This window comes from Paenibacillus sp. FSL M7-1414 (genome assembly GCF_038003195.1).
GTDB lineage: Bacteria > Bacillota > Bacilli > Paenibacillales > Paenibacillaceae > Paenibacillus > Paenibacillus amylolyticus.
On sequence record NZ_JBBOOS010000001.1, the window covers coordinates 5,739,411 to 5,764,141 of the forward strand.

Consider the following 24,731-nt stretch of genomic DNA (forward strand, 5'->3'; position numbering starts at 1 on the left):
AATCCTGAACGTTTAGGCGAATCTTACCACCCAGATAATAAAGAGAACAATCATGACGATTTGCAAAATAATTTTCATCACAGTACTCGTAAATAGCCCCACAACGGAACCAAATCCAACTTTCGACGCTTTGGAAGGTGAAGACCCTCCGATCAGTTCCCCGATAAATGCACCGATAAATGGTCCCAGCACCAGTCCAAATGCCGGAATGACAAATGGGCCAATGATAACACCAATGGTACTCAGCGTTGTTGATAACTTGGAGCCACCGAACTTCTTCACGCCCCATGCACTGACGACATAATCAGCCACAAACAACACAACAACAATCAGAATCTGAATGATCCAGAACCACACACCAAACGGATCAAAGCTGAAGAACCAGCCGTAGACCAGAAACGCGAAGAAAATCGCTACAGCACCAGGCAGTATGGGATATACCGTTCCAGCCATCCCCACTGCAAACAGCAGCACAATTAAAATCCAGGCAACGGTTGCGAGCAAAGGTTACTCCCCCTTCAAAATATGTTCACGGATCACTTCGACGATGCCGTCTTCATTGTTACTCGCTACGATCAGATCAGCCGCTTCCTTCACCTGCTCCTGCGCATTACCCATCGCTACACCAAGACCCACGGCCTCAATGACAGCCAGATCATTCAAACTGTCTCCGACAGCAACAACTTCGGACATCTCGATGCCCAGCAGCTTGCAGACTTCGGCTACACCACTGGCTTTGGATACGCCGGCAGGGTTGATCTCAATATTAACGGGTGAGGAGTTGGTCATTTGCAGACCGCCCATTTGTTGCAGTTCCATCATGATCTGGTGACGCACTTCATCCACTTCCGTATTGAAGCCGAATTTCAACCATTCCAGACCTTCAATGTTGTCCGTCCAGCGGTCACGATTGAAGAGTTCTTCCACGGAGTATGCCCAGTACCAGCTGTTATATTTCTCACCAATCTCCTGCATTTTGCGAATCAATGCCGGGTCCATCAGATGACGCATATGCAGGTCATGCGGGGCTTTCCAGACCTCACTACCATTAACAGTAACCATCGGTGTCTCCAGTCCAAGCTGGACTGCATAAGGCATCGCGTGGAATACGGCTCTTCCTGTGGAAAGGCACACATGTACACCCCGACGAATGGCAATTTGAATCCACTTGGCCGTCTCCTGTGTAATTTCATGATTATCGTTAAGCAATGTTCCATCCATATCCAATGCAAGCAATTTGTATTTCAGTTCATTCATACAGTAGTTCCTCCTAGATTGTCTCTCTATTTCTCCCTAATTTTAAACATTCTCTCACAACAAGATCGCCCGGCACCCGTAACAACGGACGCTCCGGACGTCACAGCTAACGACATTTTACCACAGATCATCTGTATGCAACAAAATAACCCGCTCAGGATTACACTTCGAAGTTATCACATTTTATGTAATGTATAATTTCCTAAATAAAAAAACGATCCACCCCCTACAGGATGAACCGTTTTTAGCTTAACCTTTTTCACTCTACCTGTTTTCCCAGCCTAACCCGTAGCCAAGATTTAATCCATTATCCCCTGTCCGCTCCTCTGTCTGGCTTGGATACTGCAAACAAGGATTGGGACATCAAATTCATGGTTTGTTTATATACGGTATGGGCTGCCTTTACATCACCAAGGAACCCGCCTATATGCAGGTGGATTACACCGTGCAGCGATGCCCATATAGTACTGACAAGAGTTTCGGTCTCTTCCTGGTCCGAAATCTGTCCTTGCTGCTGGGCAGTGCTAATTAGAATCAGCAAGCGGTGTATGGCAGTCATCGTTCCCTGCATACTCTCTGCATCCGGCTTGAACTCGGCAAAAGCCCCTCCGAACATCAGCTTATAGTAGCTGGTATAATCCTGCGCAAACTGCCAGAAGGCTTCCCCCAAATCCAGTAAATGCTGCAAGAAGTCAGAGGACGGCGGCACTTCATCCAAACACTTGGCGAGCAATTTGCAGCCCTCCAGATACAACTGCTGGGCCAGACCCTCTTTATTAACAAACAAACTGTAAATGATCTTAGTGGAGCAGCCCATCTTTTGCGATACTCTGCGTACAGTAACAGCCTCAGGCCCTTCTTCCTGCAAAATGGCTGCAGCCGCATCAACCACAAGCTTACGGAGATTTTCCGTGTTTTGCAGGCGAGCTTGCTGATATGTTTTTAATTCCCTCCCCTTAGATGGTGAGGGCTTGTCTTCGTTACTGATAAGGATCACCTTCATTTAGTTATCACGTTTCTGACCGGAAACAAAGTTTCCGACTTCTAACAGGCATTCTAACCATTTGCAGAAAAGTTGTCAATGAAGTCATCATGATAAAAAAATAATTTGACACAACAGTTTCTTTTTGGTTACTATGATTCTCATAAGAAACAGTGTTACCAAAAATGGTCTCATGCTCATTTTTAAATTTTCATTTTTTTTTGGAGTTAAGGTAACACTGTTTCTTTAAAAAAACAACGTATTATTTAATGCTCTTTGGGTGGAAGAATCGTAACCGTGGCGTGCAATTGCTATTTCTGTGCCAGGCTGGACGAAGATAACTCTCTCAACGTGAGTGGTACAGGGGGAGAACGCCTCTGTCGGTGCGAAGGACACGCCGGAACATGTAGTGGCATCTAACTGCACGCTATGACAAAGGACAACAGAAACACTATTAGGAGGATTAATATGTCAACAGAACAAAAACAACGCAAACGATCCACTGGTCAACAAATTCGTAGATGGAGCCTGACCCTGCTAGGGGTAATTGTGCTGGGAATCGTTGTATTCCTGCTAATGCCCGCCCCGGTAGAACCCGCTGTTTGGTCTGCACCTGCTGCTCCTTCTTTTGAGAAGGAGGGTCCCTGGAAAGAGAACAACAAACTTAGCTCAGCTGAATTGGTTACAGACCGCACGAAGTTCCCGGAATTTATCACTTTTGATAAAGAAGGGCGACTGTATGCGGGTGACTCTGACGGCAAAATCTACAGAGTAACCTTTGACGCCGAGGACAAGGCACAGCCAGCAGAGGTATTCGCTGATACCCATGGAACACCTAACGGCCTGAAATTTGATGCTGCCGGAAATTTGATTGTCGCGGATATTCAGAAAGGGCTCCTGTCCATTGACCCGAACGGAAACATCGAAGTACTAACCACTGAAGTAGATGGGGGGCCGATCTACCTGGCGAACGAACTGGACATCGCGCAAGACGGATCGATTTATTTCTCCGATACCTCTAACTATGGCAAAGTCATGTTCAAAGAAATTGCCGAGAATAAACCGCATGGACGATTGTTGAAATATGATCCACTGACCAAGCAGACGACCGTTCTGCTTAAGGATTTATATTTTGCCAATGGGGTCGTACTGTCTGCCGAAGAAGACTTCGTGCTAGTCGCAGAATCGTATCATTATCAGTTGACCCGGTACTGGTTAAAGGGCCCCAAACAAGGCACCTCTGATATTTTTGCGGAGAATCTGGCTGGGTTTCCGGACAACATCACCCGTGACGCACAGGGACACTTCTGGATAGGGGTATTTACAACCCGTCTGTCTTTTGCCGATTACATGCATAGTCACCCTTGGTTAGCAGCGACGATGTCCAAAGTTCCACAGTCCTTGTTAAATGGAGCCAGTGCCCCAGTGAAACACGGACTTGTTGCAGAATATGGACCAGAAGGAGAGCTTATTAGTAGTTGGCATGATCCGGAAGGAACATTGTATGGCATCACCACGGCCGTAAGCCAAGGGAAGTATTTATATCTCGGAACCGCACCGGGAGGAAGCCAAGGGGTTCATCGGGTGCCTTTGAAACCGTAAGGATTGTTATATTCTTCTACCTCATTGCCACCTTTAGGCATCCTCATAACAGCTCACTCCAGCAGCAGGGGCTGCTATTGAATTTTTCTTCGTTCACAGTCCAATCAAAAAAACCGCCTGCAAAGCAGGCGGCTAACAATCTCTATCAATTAACGTGCCGCGAATTTGCGACGAGCGTAACGGAATACAATGCCATGTTTCGGTGACAGCAGCAGTGCAAGAACAAATAAAATTCCAGCAACAGCTACCATGCAGCCCGCAATGGAAGCATCCAGGGCGTATGCCATGATGTAACCTCCAACCGAGGATGCTGCTCCGATTAGGACGGCATACAGAATCATTTTGCCCAGACGATCTGTGAGCAGGTAAGCCGTTGCCGCAGGTACAATCAGCATGCCCACAACGAGAATCGAACCAACACTTTCAAATGAAGCTACGGACGTCATCGAAACGAGTCCCATGAGCAGATAGTGGAACAGCACTACTGGAATGCCGCAGGCCGCAGCCAGCGCCGGATCAAAGGCACATAGCTTAAACTGTTTGTAGAACAGCCCAATGACGACAAGGATGACTAGCAAAGTAATACCCAGCATCCAGACCGCCCTCGGCCCGACATCCGTACCTCCAAGGGTTAGTGTATCCCACTGTACATAAGCGATCTCACCAAACAAGACACAGTCCAGATCCAGATCAATATGCTGGGCGTTCAGACTAATCAGAATAACACCTACTGCGAAGAGTGCTGTGAACACAATTCCGATCGAAGCATCAGACGACAGTCCACCCGCCTGCAAACTCTGTATGAAGAACACCGTCAGTAGTCCAAACACCGTTGCACCAAGTAGCATCCACAATGAATCTCTCGAACCGCTCCACAGGAAAGCAATCGCAATACCGGGGAGAACCGCATGGCTGATAGCATCACCGACCAGAGCCATTCGCCGCAGAATCAGAAAACAACCGAGAATGGCGCAGGCGGAAGATACCAATACGGCCGTTAAGATAATCCAAAACGTTGCCATTACATCTCCCCCCGTTCCTGCTGATTTCGCTGTGTGGCGAGAGTCTGAAGTGTAGCTCGCTCTTCACGCATATATGCCGACTTTGCCTGAATACTACGCAACCGTCGAGCTAATAATCCACGACGCGGAGCCAGTAAGGCTGACCCGGCAAACATCACCGTAGCCGCAAGAACGGTTACAGGTCCTGTCGGCAGATTAGGTACAAGCGTACTGAAGATAGTCCCTGTTGCACCACTCAATGCACCAAATATGCCAGCCAATACCACCATCAGTGCGAGTGAGTCGGTCCAGCAACGTGCCGCTGCTGCTGGGGTTACCAGCAAGGCCGCAACAAGCACGACACCAACGGCTTGTATTCCGGCCACCACCGCGATTACCGTTAAGAGCAGGATGAGCTGCTCCAACATGGCAACTGGCAGTCCCATACCTCTTGCAAAGCCTGGGTCAAAACTCACCAGTTTAAATTCCTTGAACCAGGCAAGACAGGCAATCAGTAATACGAGACATACGCCACCCATGACATACACATCCGTCATGACCATGGATGCCGCCTGCCCAAACAAATATTTATCGAGTCCACTTTGACTTCCGCTCGCCCCATGCTGGATGCGCGTCAGCATCACTACACCAACCCCGAAAAAGACGGTCAGCACAATTCCCATCGCCGCATCCTGCTTGATTCGGGAGTAGCGCGTAATCCACGAGATTCCGAAGGTAGCAACAATGCCAGCCACCAGAGCACCGAACAGGAATAATCCGACCGACTTCGTTTCCGTCAACATAAATGCAATACAGATCCCGGGCAGAGCAGCATGAGCAAGGGTGTCCCCCATCAGGCTCTGTTTACGAAGAAAGGTGAAGGAGCCAATAATCCCGCTACTGAATCCTAACAACAGACAGCCAAGCAATATCCAACGTGTATTGGGGTCAGATAAGATGGCAACGATCCAGTTCCACATGCACTACACCTGGCCTTTCTCCGTCCGGCTTCCGATCATCGCAATCCGGCCTCCGTACGTCTCTTGCAGTGTATCCGGTACAAATACTTCACTTGTCGGTCCACCTGCCACCAGTCGTCCATTGAGTAGCAGCACATGGTCGAAGTATTCCTCGACTGTCGCCAGATCATGGTGAACGACCAGTACCGTCTTGCCTTGTTTCTTCAACTGTTCCAAAAGCGAAATGATCGCTTTCTCTGTGGTGGCATCCACACCTGCAAACGGCTCATCCATGAAATACAGATCTGCGTCTTGCACGAGTGCCCGCGCCAGAAAGACACGTTGCTGCTGTCCACCGGACAGCTGACTGATCTGGCGGTACATGTAATCACCCATGCCGACTTGCTCCAGGCAGTGTGCCGCCAGGTCTCGCTCCTTTTTCCCCGGACGACGGAACCAGCCTAGATGACCATACCGTCCCATCATCACTACATCGAGTGCATGCGTTGGAAAATCCCAGTCCACCGATTCCCGTTGGGGCACATAACCGATGCGGCGACGTTGTTCCCTGTACGATTGTCCGAAGATCCGTACCTCTCCATGCATCTTCGGTACTAGTCCCAGAACGGCTTTGATCAGGGTCGATTTCCCTGCACCATTCGGTCCGAGTATTCCGATGAGTTGTCCTTCAGGGATGTCGAAGGATACGCTGCTAAGCACCGGCTTTTTGTGATACGCAACAGCCAGATCCCTCACACTAAGAGGAGCCGATGTTGGCTGCGTTCCCTGCAAGTGACTGTTGTTCAGTTTCGTAGGAGTTTGTTCCAATAAAGTTGTATCTTCCATAATCCTGTAACTCCTCTCTTCATGTGATTCATTATTTCAGGGCTTCTACAATCGTCTCAACATTATGGCGAATCATACCGATGTATGTGCCTTCTTCCGTTCCCTCAGCCCCCATGGCATCCGAGAACAGTTCTCCACCAATGCTGACTGTATGTCCTTTTTGAGCTGCTCCGGCAATGATGGCTTCCATCGCTTTTGCAGGTACACTCGATTCAACAAATACTGCTTTGATATGGTTATCTACGAGATAATCCCGCAGTTCGCTAACATCTTTTGCTCCGTATTCGGCTGCAGTACTGATGCCCTGAAGCCCCATCACTTTCATGCCATAAGCCTGACCGAAATATCCAAATGCATCATGCGCCGTAACCAATACCCGGCTTGCTTCCGGAATCTCCAGAATCTTCTCACGCACCTCTGCATCCAGTGCTTCGAGCTTCGCCAGATACGCCTCTGCCTGAGCCTTGTACTCTTCTGCATGGTCCGGGTCCGCCTCCACGAGCGTATCGCGTACGGCTTCTGCCGCATGCATCCAGTGGCTGACGTTAAACCAGACGTGTGGATCATATTCGGTGCCGCCTGTATCTTTGCCTGAGTGTAACTCCTCGACTGGAATAGTCTCTGTAACAGCAGTAACCAGCTTGCTTGAGGACATTTTCTCCAAAATGTCTGTCATTTTGCCTTCAAGATGCAGTCCATTATAGAAAATGACTTTTGCTTGTTCCAGCTTGCGAATATCACCTTGGGATGCCTTGTACAAGTGGGGATCAACGCCCGGGCCCATTAGCCCGGTAACATCAACATATGCCCCGCCTACCTCACGTGCTACGTCAGCGATCATTCCTGTTGTAGCGGTTACTTGTAGCTTGCCATCACTGCTTGTCTCTGCATCACTGGAGCATGCCGTAAGTACAACAATCAGAACCAGAGCGGCTAGCGTAATGAACCCCCTCTGAATACTCCTCATTTTCACCATTAACAATTCAACCGTCCCCTTTCCCTCTCCTAAAATACTTGTCTACATCTAATTTTGTTGTACAAGGTATTAAGTTTTAATCAAGACTAATAATGTTTCCCTTGTGCAAATTTTATCCGAAGCCAAAAAAAAAGGCAAGGGATTATTTCCCCTGCCTGTCCAAATTCATATATTGTTCACTTCATTAACCTGTTAGATATGATGGTAAAAGGGCTACATCTGCCGCGTTTCTTTTGCATTACTCTTTGTCTTTCCCTTCGTCTTTCTTACCTTTCGGCGTTCCATCGAGACCATACACTTCATCGTATGCATCGAAAATTTTTCGTGCTATTGGTGAAGCACTGACTGATCCGAATCCACCTTCCGGTACAACAACAGCTACAGCAAGCTTCGGATTATCTCGTGGTGCAAAGGCAATAAACACACCATTCTCTTTTTTGTTCGGTCCGGTCCCCTGCTCTGATGTTCCTGTTTTCCGTGCATAATCGTATGGGAAACCGTCAAATGAACTTACTTTGGTAACCATTCCTTTGTGCACTTCATTCCAGTGCGCCTCGGCAAAATCAACTTCATTAAGCACCTTAGGTTTGATCTCTTTCACCACATTGCCGTCCGCGTCACGGATTTCCTTCACCAGATGCGGTTCCATTCGTTTGCCCTTATTGGCAAGCATGGTCGTATATTGGGCGAGTTGCATCGTGGTGTACTTGGCTTGCTGTCCAAAGGAGGCAAATGCCAAACGTGTTAGAGCTGATTCATGATCTTCTTTGTATTCCAGCCGACCCAAGAACTCGTTAGGTAAATCTACTCCCGTCGAGACACCCAAGCCAAATTCTTGCATGTGTTTGTGCCAGACATCGATGCCTTTCTCTGAGCCATAATTACGTAACAAACGTTTACCCACCATATCAATCATGAAGGCATTGGAGGATTTCTCAATCGCTCTTCTCGCCGTAATAGAACCATTATAAGCAGAATGCGAGTTCTTCACTTGTCGCCCGTCTTTCCCCAAAACCGCATATCCCTGATCGTGATAGGTCTCTCCTGCTGTAAATAATCCCTCTTTTAATCCAATAAGCACACTTAGCGGCTTGATTACTGATCCAAGAAGTACAACGGATTCCGCCCGACTAGGCTTGTCATCATTCGGTGGGAACGACTCGGTGGTTCCATTCCGGAACACATATTTGATTTTGTCATAATCCCAATCGTTCGGATCATAATCCGGCATACTCGCCATAGCCACCACATTCCCCGTATCCACTTCCATGGCTACTGCGTATCCGGTAATTGCCTTAGGGAGTCTTCGTAATTCGTCCGTTATTGCTTCTTGTGTGGCCATCTGAATTTCCTTGTTAATGGTGGAAACCAGACTGTAGCCTTTCTCTGGCGGAGTCTGTTTCATCGTGCCCTCTGGCAAATTACGTGAATTAATATCAATGGACTGGTAACCGCTACGTCCACGAAGCTCTTCCTGATATTGTAATTCCAGACCATCGACCCCCACTTTTTCTTGCTGGGTATAGCGCAGTCCAGGATCACGTTCTGTTGCCTCCGCCTTGCTTATTTCTATATATTTATCCAAGTTTTCCTGTTGACCTTTGAACTCTCTTGTATATCCAATCACCTGGACGGCAACTCCATCCGGATCATATTTTCGAATGTTTTCTTCCAGTACCATGGCACCTGGATACTCCGCCTTCTTCTCCATAAAATAAGCAATTTCTTTCGTGTTTAGATCCGACTTCACTAGGCGAGGGGTATACCCATGTGCCTTCTGAGATTTTAGATCCAATCGTTTGATGATCTCTTCCGCATCCGGCTGCTCTTTGTCCCCTGGATTAAACTGCTTAAACACAGCCGCCAGATCATGAGCCAGTTCCTCTGCTTCCTGTCTACGTTCATCATTCCGATAATCCTCATATAACAGCACATAGAGGGACTGTACAGGTTCGGAATAAGCGAGCGCGACTTCCCCTGTCGCATCATAGATGGGACCACGAACAGGTGCGAGTGGAATGTCTTTGGTATTACGACTCGTTTCCATATACGTCAGTTCAGGACCCTCGACAAATTGCACAAAGGCTAATCTGAAAATAAGGATACTGAATATGACAAATGCCGCGAAAAAAAACAGATTCAGCCTTGCGGTGGAAGGCTTGTTGACGGGTGTATCTTCCTCAGTCATGGGTTTCTTCCTCAATCGGTTAAACATGTTTTAAGCCTCTCCCGTTCCTCTATAAAAATAAAATATTTAATCCGTCTTGTGAACGCGTTCAATCCTATATTTAATCCTTTCTCATACAAGTCTACCAAAGGTTAGCTGTCACGTCTTTCAATATTTGGTTACATTTTCGTAAACAGAACCGTTACACTACCTAATCTACCGATTTTAATGTAAACACTGACATATCAACGTTATCCCGTTCCCCAGATCGCGTTTACCCTTCCTTTATATAAACGTGGTACAGCTCATATGGTTACATATTAATGCAACTAATTAGTTCACTCTTACGATCCATTCTCCACGTAAAAACAAAAAAGAGGACCCACGAAGGGTCCCCTCTATAACCAATGCCTCACATTACTGTGTGCCTGATTCCGAATCTGAATCTTTATTTTTGTCCTTTTTCGGTACACCGTCGAGACCGAATTCCTCGTCATAGGCATCGAAGATCGCACGTGCAACCGGAGCCGCACTGCTCGATCCAAAGCCCCCTTCGGGGATAACCACAGCGACAGCAAGCTTTGGATTATTACGTGGTGCATAGGCGATAAATACACCGTTATCCACCAGTTTACCGCCTACTACCTGTGTCGATGTTCCTGTTTTTCTAGCAAAGTCATAAGGGAATCCGCTAAATGCAGATACCTCGGTTGCCATGCCTCGTTGTACTTCATTCCAGTAGGCATCGTTAAACTCCACCGTGCTGAGTACCTTCGGTTTTACTTTCTCGACCACGTTGCCTTCAGAATCCCGGAACTCTCTAACCAGTTGTGGCTCCATCCGCTTTCCTTTGTTCGCCAGCATTGTCGTGTACTGTGCTAACTGCATGGTTGTGTATTTTCCCTGCTGTCCAAAGGAACCATACACGAGACGAGTCAGCGAGCTTTCCGTGTCGTTCATGTAATCCCGTATGCCCAGGAATTCATTCGGCAGATCAACCCCTGTAGATACCCCAAGGCCGAACTGCTTCATGTATTCATCCCATTTGTCAATTCCGGTCGCACCGTATTTTGAGTACATCTTCTTCCCAATCTCATCAATCATGAATACGTTCGAGGAATGACGAATCGCATCACGAGGATACATTGCACCATACACATGCCCTGATGAGTTCTGCACTCTGCGATTGTCCCCACCAAAGGTCGTTGAACCTCTATCCGAATAAACCGTATTGGTAGTGAAGAAACCTTCTTTCAAACCGATTAAGACACTAAGCGGTTTGATGGTGGAACCGAGTAGCACGATCGATTCAGCTCGCTTTTTAGAGTCATCCGGAGGGAATGAACGAATCGTACCATTTTGATACACATATTTGATATCATCATACTGATCATTTGTGATACTGCCTGTTCTCCAGATGTTGGTATCATAATCTGGCATACTGGCAGCAGATACGATTTTCCCCGTATCCACTTCCATCGCAACTGCAAATCCGGTCTTGGCATTCGGATGTAATCGACCGGAAACCTGATTCCGATGAAGCCAACTCAACTGATCCAGAATGGCCTGTTCTGTTTTCACCTGAACGTTCTTGTTAATGCTGGAAATCAGGTCGTACCCTTTCTGCGGCGGGGTAGAACCAGCTACACCTTCAGGCAAGTTACGCAAATCAACATCAACGGATGTATATCCGCTTTTGCCGCGGAGAGCATCCTGATATTGCAGTTCCAGTCCATCAAAGCCTACAAATTCATTTTCCGTATACACCAGGCCCGGATCCGTTTGCGTTTTATTGGCCTCGTCCACCTCTTTGTATTTGTTCAAGGACTTCGAACTTCTGAACTTCTTCAGATAACCGATGGTCTGAACCGCTACCGTATCCGGATCGTAGAATCGCACACTCTCCTCGACGATCTGAATACCTTTGAACTCGTCCTTGTGCTGTAGGAAATAAGCAACTTCTTCCTCGGACAGATCACTCTTGATCAGACGTGGCATAAAACCGTTCGCTTTGCGGGAGTTCAAGTCCATCTCTTCAATAATTTTCTCCACCGTAAGTGGCTCTGAGTCCTTCAGCTTGTACTGTTCAAACACATCATGCAACCGGGTTGCAATATCCTGCACTTCCCCTATGTTAGGACTTGGTTTCCCATCAACATCCCCATAGTTTTTATAAAGCGTCAGGTAGAGAGACTGAATGGGCTTGGAGTAAGCCAACTTCACCTCACCTGTGGAATCATAGATCGTGCCTCTCACAGGAGGAAGTGGTACATCCTTGGTAATGTTACTTGCTTCTTCCTGACTAAGCTCAGGCCCTTCGACAAATTGTAAAAAGGCCAAGCGTACAATAATAACGCTAAAAATAACAAAGGAAGCGAAGAAAAATACGTTCATTCGGTAACTGAAGCGCCGTTTGTCCGTAAGTTCATCCTTCTCATTGGAATGTTTTTTCATCCATCCTACCTCTTTCATGACTTGATGCATACCGCTCAAACTGATTCTTCGCGGCATGATAACCTGGCAACGTCGTCATATTCCGGACCAGTGTCCGTTGTAATGTTAAGCTGACTGATCCTTTAGATGGGTGTCGGCAAAATTCGGAGGATTAAACCAGTCTCCACTGATCGCCCATGTCGGGTCAAGCGGAACCCAGCTCTCGGAACCACTCAAATACACCTCATTCCACGCATGCGGACCGTACCCTCCCTGGCCGTTATAACCAAGTCCTGTAACAACTTTGACTTCAAGTCCTTGTGAACGGGCCATCACGGCATAGAGACGGGCATAATCAATACATACGCCTTTGCGTGTATCAAATGTATTCTGTGGATTTTGTTCATGCCATATGCCCTTTTGCTCATAGTCATCCACTTTACCATAGTCATACTGAATACGTGAACCTACCCAGTCGTATAGCGCTCTTGCTTTGGCTTCATCTGTCGATTGGCCTTTGACAATCTCACTCGCTGCTGATTCAATGTCCGTCGGAATATTGTGGTCGATGACTTCATATTTGCGTTGCAGGATGCCGCCCAGTTCCTTCTGCACAGCCTGCGTAAAGACGGGTAGCTTGTCCTTGATAAACGTGCCAGACAACGGTTCGATAACCGATTTGGCCCCTTGCATATAGATCGGGGACGCTTCCACATATCGGCTGAACATGCTTCCAGGGTAAAGACTGACAATCATGAACAAAACTGCGATGACAATCATTCCGCGGACGGAGCCTATGATCGTGCCAATGAATGCACCCGTCAAGCGACTAAACATACCTTTAGGCGCACTTTCCTCGGCTGACCTCTGCCTGCTGCTAAAAATAAATGAAGAGAGAAACCCGAGAATCAGTCGGATGAGTCCATAGCTAAGTACAAATAATACAGCGAACCGCATCAGCGGAAAATCTGCAATCGCCGTAACCAACGTATAATACATCTGTTCCCACCGGTTCAACTCACGGTTAGGCATGGCTGAAGCATACTCAGACAGCCACTGCTGTACATATGGCGCAAGCCACAACGTTAAACCGATCGACAACAGAATACCAATGACCGCCATAATGCCATCCATCAGGAACCCAAAGAGTCTGCCTGCTGAACGCGAAGCCCCTCTGGACCAACCCTGCAATAATGAAGCAGCCACAATCAGCAACAGCATAATCGTGATGCCATTCAATTCCTTCAGGCTGTCCAGCCAATTCTGCAGCACGTACCGATTCCCCCTTTACTACGATGCTGGTGCTGTTTTGTTCTCCTGTGCCTGTTCGACAAACGTACGTATAGTTTCATTGTCGAGTTTCCATTCGCCAAGTGAAATTCCGCGGAAGGTCACATCAACTTTATCCGATTGAGTTCTGCCCTTAATCTCCACATTGGGACTTGTGATGGTGAACGCTCCATCCTGTCCTTTGACGTATTTCGCTTTGGAAGCCTCCTTAAGCATCATGCTGGTTGCTTCCTTCTTCAATGTGTCCATCGTGCTGGATTGTACGTCTGTCACTGTCTGTTTGATCTGATCAATGGAGATGCCGCTGTATATCAGTAGAGCCGCAATAATGATGATGGCAATCGCCCATTTCAATACGGTTTTGACCACATTCAGAACAAAGAACAATATGATCAATGCAACCACGATCACCAGCCAGTTCTGCATCACAAACTCTTTGATTACTTCTATGTTCATGACTACACCTTCCGTATTAGAATTCATTCGTAACACTCCCGAATATTATACATGATTTCCGAAGCTGCTGTCAGCTAAGCCCTCTCCCTTAAAAATAAACGGTCTAAGTTCGTCCCGCCGGGCGTACAAGTAGTACCATGAGGTTCTGCCGGGAGAACGGGGAACACGTTCAAGACCTGTAGTTTGAACATGCATCGCTTAACAAGGAGGGGCTTATGTGAAAACGGCCATCTGGCTATACCTGTTTTTGTTCCTTGCCGTATTTGATTTGCACGCCCAGTATCCGATTCTGACCCCTTTTGCCATCTCGCTGGGAGCCGCCCCTACTTTCATTGGCTGGATGATGGGCATCTATTCCTTAACACATCTTCCTGGCAATCTGATTGCTGGAACACAAATCGATAAACATGGGAGTCGCCGCTACATTGTATTCAGTCTGCTCGGTGCAGGATTCATCCTGCTCCTGCAAGCTTATGTCCAGACACCATGGCAACTGCTGGCGCTGCGTTCCATCAGCGGTTTTGTACTGGCCTTCCTGTCTCCTGCATGTCTCGCTCTGCTTGCACAGTTATCCAGCGATCCGGTGAAACAGGGGAAGTATATGTCGGGTCACGGGGTAGTGCATACCCTCGCGTCTGTCGTATCACCAGCAGCCGGTGCGATCATTGTGGGTTCCATGGGATTTTCTGCTACATTCTCAGGATTGGGCTATCTGCTTATTCTCACAGGTGTCATTGCTTTCATGACCATGCCTCGTGGTATCGTCAAACAGCATGAGAAAGTAACGGTACCTGCTAAACCTGACGCTTCACCAGCAGATGCCACAAGCGCATTCCTGCCGGTGTCCTGGCGATACTTCGCCTTGCCTCTGGTGATTGCCTGTGCCCAAGGGATTCTCTTCTTCGAATTACCCCTGCGGGGCGGAGGACAATCGTCCATCATGTCTACCGGACTGCTGTTCTCTATAATAAGTATTGGGGCACTCTTCACACTCAGCATGTTATTCCTCAACCGGTATTCCCCCAAGCTGCGTCTGGTTGCGGGCGTGCTGTTAATGTCCTTGTGTTTTTTTGTGATGGCAGCCATTCCGCAAGTTCCGTTGTCTACTGTATTATTTGTACTTGGGATGTCCAAAGGCATCATCTTTCCAGCTATGGCAACCCTATTTATCCGTCTGAGCGGAGGAAGCAAGTTGGGCCGCATTTTCTCGCTGCAATCCATAGCCACCTCCATCGGCTCTTTCATCGGCCCCATCACAGCCGGGCAACTTCGTGTCGGGTTATCACCCTATTTCATCGCGTTTCTTTTGTTAATGATTGGTATGCTACTGCTTCCATACTATACATCCAGACGCGAAGCTTCTCTGTCCGATTCAAAAAGTATATTGAATTAGGCCTGTATCAAGCTTTTTCTTCCCTACCGTTATGACAGTAATTAGGTCTGTATTTTCATTAGCTTTGCATCATTCCCCCATTTACAGCTAAACTATATAAAATGGACTAACGTTTTACACTCGAACGGAGCGGCCTAGGGATCATCAGCGCCGTCTTTAAGATTTCATCTTTTTCTTGAATACCATCATTAGGTATGGACGATCATTGGAAGTAGTGAAGGGTACGGAATCGATTTTGAAGAAGCGTTAGCGTTCGCCTTTGTCTCCATATTTCAACCTATAAAAAATAAAATCAATCAGAAATTTGGAGACAACAGCGATCGAAGGAACGATCCGTAACCGTAACGGTCACTACTGATCAGAATTAATTCCTGATGTATGTGAAAAAGAATTTAGAAATCAGAGGTGCTCCTGTCCGCGTGGTGAACAGTGTAAAGAAAGGAGTCCATTTTATATAATCAGTCGATTTTCGCTGCAACATTTCCCGGGGAATGTCGACATAAGCTCTCGAACAAGAGGTGAATATCATGCCTATTCATGTCATTGTGGAAGGTAAGAATGACCGAAGCAAACTGAAACGTCTGGTTGGACCCGAAATCAACATTCTATGTACGTTTGGAACACTTAATCCCCTTAAGTTGGAGACCCTGCGCAAGCAAGTCGGTTACGACGAAGTCTTTTTATTTATGGATAATGACAGTTCCGGCAAAAAAATTAGAGGTGTACTTCGGGATGCTTTCCCGGATGCAGTACAGATGTATACACGACGAGGATATGCGGGTGTGGAAGGAACACCTGATGAGTATATCATTGCCCAGCTGGAGAAAGCCGGGTTAGAGACATACATCCAATACCCTGAACATCCTTCCTATTAAAATGAAATACCAAAAGGCTGCCTTTGGGTTGGTATCCAACCAGAAGGCAGCCTTTACAATATGAGTATCATGTTATTCGTTGATCAGATTGCGAATATCCTCGGCAATGACAGCTGGCACAACGTCCTCTGTATTAAATGCGTTATATACCTTGCGCAGCTGGTTGTTCTCATCCACCAGACCAATCATGTTCATATGGGCAAAATCATCCTTACTCTCCCCATCGATCAGGATCTGGAATGATTCCCTGGCCAACTGTTTGGTTTTGTCCATATCCCCTCGCAAGAAGTACCATCCGGAATAATCCGCGTGGAAACGGTCCGCAAACGTCTTAATCTTCTCTCTTGTATCGACTTTCGGGTCGAATGAAATAGATACAAATGAGACATCTTTACCAAAGGTATCGTCCTCTTTCAACAGATCCTGCACCTGAGATAACGTAAAGGTCGTAATAGGGCAGACATCCGGACAACTGGTGAAATAAAAGTAGAACAAGCGGACTTTCCCTTGAGTATCCTCCAGCGATACTGTACTGCCATCTACATTTTCCATAGAAAAGGATTGGATTTCACGAATCTCGGGTAATTTTTCCTTACTGGCAAATACGGTGCCCCACATCAGATACACAGCCATAATCATTGCGAGCCCGAGCAGCATCCATGTCCATTTGTACTTTTTCAGCATCTTCCTCGTCCCTTCTGCATCTTTTCTTATGAATACGCATACATATGTGAATCCAAAATCACGTCCGTTTCGCTTTATCCATCTACTGTGACATATGTATTCAAAGAAACCTACTTTTTATGAGATTCTATATTATTGTAACGGTTTAAAGGAACAATGCCCATAAATTATTTTAGCATTGTATATCATTCGAATAGTATCGTACGTTCTCTGGCGATTTTCTCACTGTATCCGATATAAAGTTTATCATAGGAAATGCCAAAATAGTTTGACAAACTACGTACATTTATTGGGTATGGCACAGGAAATTGTCATAACTTTGAAATTAGGGATGTTTTGCATCCTGACAAACGGATATTATACACTATATATGGGTATCACCTAGATAGAGAAGTAATATGCCTTAGAACGATATACCACACAAAGGAGACGTTTATGGATACCTCTACACATTTTGTCATGGGGATTGGTCTAGCCGGTCTGGCTTATGTCGATCCTGTCGTCGCGGCGAGTCCCATGCTTGCAGCTGCGGTAATGGTTGGCACGATCGCCGGTTCCCAGGCCCCTGACATTGATACTGCGTTACGTCTCAAAAGCAACTCGCTTTACATTCGGAATCATCGGGGCTTGTCACACTCTCTGCCATTTCTCCTGTTATGGGTTTTGCTCATCACCGGCGTCATTGCACTGATATTCCCTGGTGTCCCTATTGGACACGTTGCCACCTGGACCGCTGTGGCCGTAGGCTTTCACGTATTCACCGATCTGTTCAACACCTATGGAACCCAAGCCGCCCGGCCTTTTACGGAACGCTGGATCGCCTGGAACATCATTCATATTTTTGATCCGTTTCTATTCACTACACATGTCATAGCTATCCTGTTATGGGCCTTTGATCTGATCGCCCCTGCACCACTCTTCGTTACGTTGTATAGTTTGACCGGTTTATATTATATATGGCGAACGATTGCTCGTGCACAAGCAGTCAGAAAAGTCAGACGTCTCGACAACAGCCCAGAGCAGGCAAGATACATCGTTATTCCAACGATATCCTGGAACCGCTGGCATGTGGTTAAACGAGTTGAGGACGGCAGTTATGTGATCGGTAAAATGGATGGTTCTAATCTGGTATGGAGTCTGCACGCCTCGTCTTCTACTCATGCGGCCGTTGCTGCTTCACGCAAATCACCGGAAGTCAGTGCCTTCCTCTATTTCACCTCCTATGCGGTGGCAGAGGTTGAAGAACTGCCTGCCGGTTACAAGGTCCGTTGGGCAGATGTACGTTATCGACACCGGAAACAATATCCATTTGTCGCTGTGATTGTGATGGATCGGAATTTTGAAACGATTGATACGTATGTAGGCTGGTTAAGCGATGAGAAAATGGATAAAAAACTTTTATCTGCACGCCCTTGACGAAGTGAGCATGGCAAGGCACAATCAGACATAGGAACTGATACGCGAGAAAGCCCGGAGCGTTTCCGCTCCGGGCTTTCTTTTTATCCTGTTTTGTTGCTGTTGGTTAAAATAAATTATTTGCCAGACCCAGCCAGAGACTGCTCAGCGATTTGTACCAGACGTTTGGTGATATATCCACCCAAAGATCCTGTTTCACGGGAAGTGTAGTTACCATAGTAACCGTCTTGTGGGATAGTTACACCCAGTTCCTGTGCAGCCTCGATTTTCAATTGTTGCAGTGCTGAATTTGCCTGAGGTACCACCAAGTTGTTAGAACGAGATCCTTGAGCCATATTTATAATCTCCCTTCAATCTGTGTCTGTAATGTAATTGCAAGCTTGCAAGATTATTATGGCTCGTAGGCTTCAGGTTATACGGAGTTTTACTAAATTTGTAGATGGAGGTTTTTCCCAATGAGTAAAGGCTTGTCTTTATGGTTCGCATTCTCTTCGATTATCTTGTTAACGGTTTCAGCAATTATGATCTCCTACTCCGGTTGGTTTGCTGCACTACTGTTTGTCTTGTCCATTGCCAACATTGGCTGGGGATTTGTGATTCGCGCCAAAAAAGAACGTCAGGAAGTTCGCTCGGCTGCTTCAGAGCCCACTTCTTGATTAGGTCATTTGATAGTTCAATAATGAACGCACAAATAAAGAGGAGTCCTTCAATAGGGCTCCTCTTTATTTATGTTAACTATTCATTGCATGAAATGAAGATCTTGTTCAGGACTACTGTTTACGTCTCGGAACAAATCCCATACGTTCTTTCACTGCATCCAACGTTTGAGCAGCAACTTCTTCTGCACGGCGGGCTGACGTATCCAGAACATCCGCCAATTCTCCAGACTCACGAATCTCATTATATCGTTGTTGCAGCGGTTCAATTACAGATACAACCACTTCAGCCAGTTCCTTTTTAAACGGACCGTACATCTTGCCTTCATAACGCTCAGCTACTTCCTTAAGCGTCATACCTGCACATTCAGCATAGATACTCATCAGATTGCTGACTTCCGGTTTGTTTGCCGGATCATATACGACTTCACGTCCCGAATCTGTAGTAGCACGACTGATTTTTTTGCGAATAACATCCGGCGGATCCAGCAGGGCAATATAGCTGCCAGCGTTAGGGTTACTTTTGCTCATTTTCGAAGAGGCATCATCAAGTGACATTACCCGTGCACCCACCTGCGGGATATACGGATCTGGAATGGTGAAGTACTCCCCATAACGGTGGTTAAAACGTCCTGCCAGATCACGTGTCAGTTCCAGATGCTGCTTCTGATCTTCACCTACTGGTACAAGGTCAGCATTGTATAACAAAATATCAGCCGCCATTAATGATGGATACACAAACAGTCCGGCACCAACCGAATCTTTACCTGATGATTTATCCTTAAACTGAGTCATGCGTTCAAGCTCACCCATGGAGGTCAGCGTTGTCATCAACCAGCCCAATTCCGCGTGCTGCGGTACATGGGATTGCAGAAATACGTTAGATTTCGAAGGATCAATACCTGCTGCAATAAACAGTGCAGCTACCGCTTCCGACTGTTCACGCAATGCTGCTGGCTCCTGAGCCACGGTGATGGCATGAAGATCAACCACCATGAAATGACATTGATAGTCATGCTGGAGTTTTACAAAATTTTTGATTGCACCAATATAGTTGCCCAATGTGAGCTTACCGCTTGGCTGAATACCTGAAAGTACTGTTTTCATTACACATAACGCCTCCCTGATTGTATATAAAAAACTCCTGCCATTCTCTGCGAACGCAAAAAGGCCCCACATCCGCAAGGGACGTGAGACCGTGGTGCCACCCTTATTCGCTTTTCTTCGATTGCTCCTGACCCTGGATCAAGTCAAGCCGAAGAAATGCCTTCATTGTTCCGTAACGTGGATTATACGGCAGACTCTAGTGGGGCAAGCCCATCTCTGGCTTAACCTGTTCAAACCTACACTCAAGGGTCCATTCGGTAAAGAGCTCACACCGGTTCACATCAACCACCGGCTTTCTGGAGAGGATTCTCTTGGCCTACTTATCCCTGTCATCGATTTCATGTCATTTAATTCTAATAAATGCTTTTAGAGTTCCATCTTAATGCGCACAGGCGTGAATGTCAAAATGAGTTGAACTTTTTTACCCGAGACATCAAAATCTGTTATGATGGAATTGCTTATCCTGTTGCCTACTTCACACGAAATAGCGCAGGAAATCGCTGGCATGTACACAACGACACGCCTGCAGCAGTAGCTTCATCACAACTGCTTGCAGACAGATTTCAAGTGGGAAAAGGAGCATCGATATGAAACAAGTGACCAAAGGCCAATGGAATGGTTACGACACGTATATCCTACATAGCCGTGAATTGGAAATCACCCTGCTGCCGCGTCTTGGAAATAATATTATTTCTATTCGCGATTTAGTGCAGGACAGAGATGTCGTCCGCCGTCCGGATGAAGACGATCTTGCCTTTTATCTGCAGAAGCCGTACCATTTTGGCGTTCCTCTCCTGATTCCACCAGGGCGCATTCATCGTGGACAATTCGAATATGAAGGCGTTCGTTACCAGTTCGATCAGAACACGGCGAATGACAACCATATTCACGGTCTCCACCGTACCCAATCCTGGTGTGTCAGTGACATTGAGGAAGATGAAGACGGCTGTGCAATTACGACTGAATTACTGACTGAAAATGAAGAGCATTGGATGGCCCAATTCCCGATTCCCCTAAAACTTGAGATGACGTTTAGTCTGCAAAACGCTGTATTTAGCCAGCGTCTGCGAGTCACCAATCTGAGCTCAACGCCTGCTCCTTTTGGGATGGGATATCATACATGGTTTTTGTTAGACGGCAAACCTGCCGACTGGACACTGCAACTTCCTGTTTCCGGAATATACGGACAGAATGAAGAACAACTACCGACAGGTGAACTGGAATCCCTGGGTGAATGGTCTGCTCTGAACGAAGGCATCAATTTGCAGGGACGTAACTGGGATACCCTGTTGAAAGCTACCGAAGGTGAACCGGCTACGGCTTACTTACGCAGGCAAGATGGATATACATTGAAATATTCAGCAGATGAAGCATTTTTCAAACATTGGGTTCTCTTTACCAAAGGTGAATCCGATCAGTTTTTATGCATTGAACCGTACACATGGCTACCGGATGCACCTAATTTGGCTTTATCGGATGAACAAACCGGGTTGATTCGCTTGGAACCGGAACAGCCTGTTGAGTTATTTACACGTATTGAGGTTATACCTCCTACAGACTAAGCGAGCTGATCATGCTCTATTTTGCTTTTACGCATATCCCCCTATATTTTGATATCCAAATACAACTTGCCGACCCGCATTGGGTCGGCTTTTTTATGTGTCCTGTGCAATGATAGTTATCCATATTTTCCCTTACGCCATATCATGTATATTTCCGTATTCTCTAACCATACTAACATCACCAACCCATAAGGAGGTGACACATATGTACGGAAGTCAAAACCAAGGTAGCGGTAGCCGCTCCAACAACCTGGTCGTTCCCCAAGCAACAGCAGCATTGCAACAATTGAAAATTGAAGCTGCTCAAGAGCTGGGTGTAACTATTCCACAAGATGGTTACTACGGTAACTATACTTCCCGTGAGACAGGTTCTCTGGGTGGATACATCACTAAACGTCTGGTGCAAATCGCTGAGCAGCAATTATCGGGTCGTTCGTAAGCTCGTAATTATTGCTTGAGCCTAAGCAGAATCCAAAAGTAAAAGCGGCCTTCTTCGGAAGTGCCGCTTTCTCTTGTTCAACTAATTATGAGGTCGACTCCATATCTGAATCCTTGTATGTATTGGTTCTAGGGTAACGAATCATCAGGCTCGCCATATTGTAATTAGACTCCATTGTTGCATCTACCAAAATCATACCTTGTCTTACTGTGAAGTCGTACGATATTTCGCCATGTGTCCAATTGCGTTTGAATTTCAACGTCTCCAGTGCCATTGCCCGGAAAGAAGTTCTCTGGGTTTCGTTTAGTCCTCCTTCCTCCATATCCATCTGCCCATCTCGTCCAGCTATCGGATTATGTCGAATACCGAATTTCCCAATTACGTTGTTTCGTATTTGCACAAAAACTACCCCTGAATCTAACCCTGATAACTCATGGTCAAGTTCTTTGAACACCAGATCCAACTGTCTTGCTAATGAAAGCTCATCAATTTTCATATTAACACTCTCCTTGTATGCTTATAGTCCTATACAGCAAGGACTTACGACTCATTATATGACATCATATGTGCTCATTCAACAAAGAACGGCAAAGTTGGGTATTTCTAACTATGATTTGCACAATTAATTGCCATTCCAATCCCTTAAACTGAGCTTTTTCACTTAATTACGACAAAATCTTCGAGAATCAAAAATGAGGATTCTGTACAAAAAAGGCTGCAATCCTGTGTCTGTTAACACGGAATTGCAGCCTTTTCATATATATTCAACCTATTCTATTCAACCTATTTTTCGGTTGCTGTCATCTGCAGAAACTGCTCAATATCGGCAATAACCAAGTCCGCAGCATTTTGCCAGAATTCCGGTTGTGTCAGGTCCGTACCCAGATGTTTCTGAGCAAGTTCTTCGACCGTCATACGCCCTGTATCCCGCAACAAATCATCGTATTTATCTGCAAATGCTGTACCTTCCTGCTGCGCTCTTGCATAGATTCCCGCACTGAACATATAACCGAACGTGTATGGGAAATTATAGAATGGCACACCTGTCAGATAGAAATGCAGTTTGGATGCCCAGAAATGAGGATGATCTGATGCAAGCACACCGCAGAACGCTTCCTGCTGCGCCTCCACCATTAATTTGGATAATTCATCCGCGTTGACCAGACCTTTTTTGCGTTGTTCATAGAAACGATTCTCAAACAGGAACCGGGCATGGATGTTCATAAAGAAAGCCACACTTCGCTGTATCTTGTCTTCCAGCAAAGCCAGCTTCTCTTGCTCATCTGTTGCCGCCTGCACCAGGGCATCTGCTACAATCAGTTCAGCAAACGTAGACGCTGTCTCAGCCACATTCATCGCATAACGCTGATTCAATGCGGGCAACTCTTCCATGATGTGTTGATGATATCCATGACCAAGTTCATGCGCAAGAGTCGACACATTAGATGGTGTCCCGGAGAAGGTCATGAAAATCCGGGTTGCTTTGCTAAGTGGCAAAGACGTACAGAATCCGCCTGGACGCTTGCCAGGACGGTCTTCTGCTTCGATCCAGCGTTTCTCAAAAGCCATCTCTGCAAACGAGGAAAGTTTAGGACTGAACTTGGCAAACTGTTCAACAATATTGATGGCTGCCTCATCGTAAGTGATTTTGCCACTCGATTTACCTACAGGTGCATCTACGTCGCTCCAGCTGAGCTTGTCTACCCCCAGCAGTTCTGCCTTGCGCTCCAGATATTGAACAAGTGCAGGTTTGGCACCATTAATCACATCCCACATCGTATCCAGTGTCTGACGTGACATCCGGTTGATGGCCAGAGGTTCTTTGAGGATATCATCCCAGCCACGTTTCTCATATAACTTCAGACGGAATCCCGCGAGGTGATTCAGCGTGTCAGCACAGAAATCTTCAACATCGGTCCAAGCTTGCTCCCAGTTTGCGAATACCGTCTCGCGTACATTCCGATCACTATCGCTCAGCTTGTTGGCAGCCTGTCCTGCGGAGAGCATCACCGTTTCCCCATCTTGCTCAAATGGAATGTTCACCTTGCTGACAATCGTGTTGTAGAATTTGCCCCAACCATGGTAACCATCCACACCCAGATCCAGTGCAAGGCCTTCCAGTTCAGGCGACAGCTTCTCACGAGCCAGCGTACGACTCTCGTTTAATACAAATGCCAGCGGCTCAATATCTTCCCGAGCAATCCACGCGTCCCACACCAAATCCGATGTCTGACTGAGTGTATTATCAAACTTCGATTTGTTGCCATTCAGCATCGCTGAAATAGAACTGATGGCGCCCTGAAGCTGCGTTGCCTTTTTGTCCTTCTGGTTTTGCGATGAGAGGCAGGATACAAACGCAGATCCTTCCGATATGCGGATATAACAGCTTTGCAGTAGTTCCAAAATGGGATCAAATGCAGCCGTCTCTTCTAATGAAGTCGGTGCATCTGTTTCGTTCAACAGATGTTGCAGTTTACGTACATCCTCTTCCAGTTCAATCAGATACGCAGCAAATGTCTCGGAGGAAGAACCTCCACTAAAAATGGACTCCAGGTCCCATACGGGGTGTAATGGCGTTTTCATTTAATAAGGCACCTCTCTCTATAAATTGGATGGTTAGGATTGAATTA

General features: G+C 46.5%; 23 protein-coding genes and 1 other annotated feature. Of the genes, 7 read left to right on the forward strand and 16 right to left on the reverse strand.

The features are described from left to right. Nucleotides 1-12 precede the first annotated feature (12 nt). The 3 genes from MHH92_RS25090 to MHH92_RS25100 all read right to left on the reverse strand — a co-directional run bounded on the left by MHH92_RS25090 (nucleotide 13) and on the right by MHH92_RS25100 (nucleotide 2,260). Entirely contained in the window at nucleotides 13-453 is a 441-nt protein-coding gene (locus MHH92_RS25090; RefSeq protein ID WP_047841365.1) for a DUF456 domain-containing protein, read from the reverse strand. Nucleotides 454-507: 54 nt separating this feature from the next. Then, nucleotides 508-1,257, reverse strand: a complete 750-nt coding sequence (locus MHH92_RS25095; RefSeq protein ID WP_253503170.1) for a Cof-type HAD-IIB family hydrolase — start codon at nucleotides 1,255-1,257, stop codon at nucleotides 508-510. A gap of 307 nt (nucleotides 1,258-1,564) precedes the next feature. Then, nucleotides 1,565-2,260 carry a TetR/AcrR family transcriptional regulator gene (locus tag MHH92_RS25100; protein WP_340907026.1) on the reverse strand — a complete coding sequence of 232 codons (696 nt, stop codon included), beginning with the start codon at nucleotides 2,258-2,260 and terminating at the stop codon, nucleotides 1,565-1,567. 447 nt (nucleotides 2,261-2,707) lie between these two features. Here MHH92_RS25100 and MHH92_RS25105 point away from each other — a divergent pair, with 447 nt between their 5' ends. Then, complete coding sequence (locus MHH92_RS25105; RefSeq protein WP_340907029.1) at nucleotides 2,708-3,841, forward strand: SMP-30/gluconolactonase/LRE family protein; 1,134 nt, start codon at nucleotides 2,708-2,710, stop codon at nucleotides 3,839-3,841. 149 nt (nucleotides 3,842-3,990) lie between these two features. Here MHH92_RS25105 and MHH92_RS25110 read toward each other — a convergent pair whose 3' ends face one another. The 8 genes from MHH92_RS25110 to MHH92_RS25145 form a co-directional block, all read right to left on the reverse strand. Then, nucleotides 3,991-4,863 (reverse strand): metal ABC transporter permease, encoded by an 873-nt coding sequence (locus MHH92_RS25110; protein WP_047841304.1) that lies wholly within the window; start codon nucleotides 4,861-4,863, stop codon nucleotides 3,991-3,993. Further along, nucleotides 4,863-5,822 carry a metal ABC transporter permease gene (locus MHH92_RS25115; RefSeq protein ID WP_340907031.1) on the reverse strand — a complete coding sequence of 320 codons (960 nt, stop codon included), beginning with the start codon at nucleotides 5,820-5,822 and terminating at the stop codon, nucleotides 4,863-4,865. The genes MHH92_RS25110 and MHH92_RS25115 overlap by 1 nt, the downstream gene beginning before the upstream one ends. A gap of 3 nt (nucleotides 5,823-5,825) precedes the next feature. Next, the gene (locus tag MHH92_RS25120; RefSeq protein ID WP_244898219.1) at nucleotides 5,826-6,647 is read right to left on the reverse strand and encodes a metal ABC transporter ATP-binding protein; all 822 of its coding nucleotides are present in this window, start codon (nucleotides 6,645-6,647) and stop codon (nucleotides 5,826-5,828) included. Nucleotides 6,648-6,678: 31 nt separating this feature from the next. Then, nucleotides 6,679-7,623, reverse strand: coding sequence for a metal ABC transporter solute-binding protein, Zn/Mn family (locus tag MHH92_RS25125; RefSeq protein WP_051446911.1), 945 nt, complete (start codon nucleotides 7,621-7,623; stop codon nucleotides 6,679-6,681). 238 nt (nucleotides 7,624-7,861) lie between these two features. After that, nucleotides 7,862-9,811, reverse strand: a complete 1,950-nt coding sequence (locus tag MHH92_RS25130) for a peptidoglycan D,D-transpeptidase FtsI family protein (protein ID WP_340907033.1) — start codon at nucleotides 9,809-9,811, stop codon at nucleotides 7,862-7,864. A 396-nt stretch (nucleotides 9,812-10,207) separates the two neighbouring features. Further along, nucleotides 10,208-12,244 carry a peptidoglycan D,D-transpeptidase FtsI family protein gene (locus MHH92_RS25135; protein WP_047841307.1) on the reverse strand — a complete coding sequence of 679 codons (2,037 nt, stop codon included), beginning with the start codon at nucleotides 12,242-12,244 and terminating at the stop codon, nucleotides 10,208-10,210. A 105-nt stretch (nucleotides 12,245-12,349) separates the two neighbouring features. Then, entirely contained in the window at nucleotides 12,350-13,495 is a 1,146-nt protein-coding gene (locus MHH92_RS25140; protein WP_036605735.1) for a transglutaminase domain-containing protein, read from the reverse strand. Between the two features lie 18 nt (nucleotides 13,496-13,513). Beyond that, the gene (locus tag MHH92_RS25145; RefSeq protein WP_174806458.1) at nucleotides 13,514-13,996 is read right to left on the reverse strand and encodes an ATPase; all 483 of its coding nucleotides are present in this window, start codon (nucleotides 13,994-13,996) and stop codon (nucleotides 13,514-13,516) included. Nucleotides 13,997-14,186: 190 nt separating this feature from the next. Here MHH92_RS25145 and MHH92_RS25150 point away from each other — a divergent pair, with 190 nt between their 5' ends. Both MHH92_RS25150 and MHH92_RS25155 read left to right on the forward strand, forming a co-directional pair. After that, a complete protein-coding gene (locus tag MHH92_RS25150; RefSeq protein WP_340907036.1) occupies nucleotides 14,187-15,362 on the forward strand; it encodes an MFS transporter in 1,176 nt (391 codons plus the stop codon). A 527-nt stretch (nucleotides 15,363-15,889) separates the two neighbouring features. Further along, on the forward strand, nucleotides 15,890-16,237 hold the full coding sequence (locus MHH92_RS25155) for a toprim domain-containing protein (RefSeq protein WP_340907037.1): 348 nt from the start codon (nucleotides 15,890-15,892) through the stop codon (nucleotides 16,235-16,237). 72 nt (nucleotides 16,238-16,309) lie between these two features. Here MHH92_RS25155 and MHH92_RS25160 read toward each other — a convergent pair whose 3' ends face one another. Then, a complete protein-coding gene (locus MHH92_RS25160; RefSeq protein WP_340907039.1) occupies nucleotides 16,310-16,921 on the reverse strand; it encodes an SCO family protein in 612 nt (203 codons plus the stop codon). A 435-nt stretch (nucleotides 16,922-17,356) separates the two neighbouring features. On the opposite strand from MHH92_RS25160, the gene MHH92_RS25165 reads away from it, so the two are divergent. Then, a complete protein-coding gene (locus MHH92_RS25165; protein WP_036605731.1) occupies nucleotides 17,357-18,337 on the forward strand; it encodes a metal-dependent hydrolase in 981 nt (326 codons plus the stop codon). Nucleotides 18,338-18,453: 116 nt separating this feature from the next. Here MHH92_RS25165 and MHH92_RS25170 read toward each other — a convergent pair whose 3' ends face one another. Continuing rightward, nucleotides 18,454-18,672: an alpha/beta-type small acid-soluble spore protein gene (locus MHH92_RS25170; RefSeq protein WP_017692386.1), complete on the reverse strand. Its 219-nt coding sequence runs from the start codon at nucleotides 18,670-18,672 to the stop codon at nucleotides 18,454-18,456. A 120-nt stretch (nucleotides 18,673-18,792) separates the two neighbouring features. Between MHH92_RS25170 and MHH92_RS25175 the strand changes: the two genes are divergently transcribed. Beyond that, entirely contained in the window at nucleotides 18,793-18,993 is a 201-nt protein-coding gene (locus MHH92_RS25175; protein WP_017692385.1) for a hypothetical protein, read from the forward strand. 114 nt (nucleotides 18,994-19,107) lie between these two features. Here MHH92_RS25175 and trpS read toward each other — a convergent pair whose 3' ends face one another. Beyond that, on the reverse strand, nucleotides 19,108-20,100 hold the full coding sequence (trpS, locus tag MHH92_RS25180) for a tryptophan--tRNA ligase (RefSeq protein WP_036605729.1): 993 nt from the start codon (nucleotides 20,098-20,100) through the stop codon (nucleotides 19,108-19,110). A gap of 74 nt (nucleotides 20,101-20,174) precedes the next feature. After that, nucleotides 20,175-20,442: a binding site (T-box leader), on the reverse strand. A 245-nt stretch (nucleotides 20,443-20,687) separates the two neighbouring features. On the opposite strand from trpS, the gene MHH92_RS25185 reads away from it, so the two are divergent. After that, entirely contained in the window at nucleotides 20,688-21,662 is a 975-nt protein-coding gene (locus tag MHH92_RS25185; RefSeq protein ID WP_036673298.1) for an aldose 1-epimerase, read from the forward strand. Nucleotides 21,663-21,867: 205 nt separating this feature from the next. Then, complete coding sequence (locus MHH92_RS25190; protein ID WP_047841310.1) at nucleotides 21,868-22,101, forward strand: alpha/beta-type small acid-soluble spore protein; 234 nt, start codon at nucleotides 21,868-21,870, stop codon at nucleotides 22,099-22,101. A gap of 85 nt (nucleotides 22,102-22,186) precedes the next feature. On the opposite strand, the gene MHH92_RS25195 is transcribed toward MHH92_RS25190, so the two are convergent. After that, complete coding sequence (locus MHH92_RS25195) at nucleotides 22,187-22,597, reverse strand: O-methyltransferase (protein ID WP_340907048.1); 411 nt, start codon at nucleotides 22,595-22,597, stop codon at nucleotides 22,187-22,189. Nucleotides 22,598-22,884: 287 nt separating this feature from the next. Then, entirely contained in the window at nucleotides 22,885-24,684 is a 1,800-nt protein-coding gene (locus MHH92_RS25200; RefSeq protein ID WP_340907049.1) for a M3 family oligoendopeptidase, read from the reverse strand. Nucleotides 24,685-24,731 lie beyond the last annotated feature (47 nt).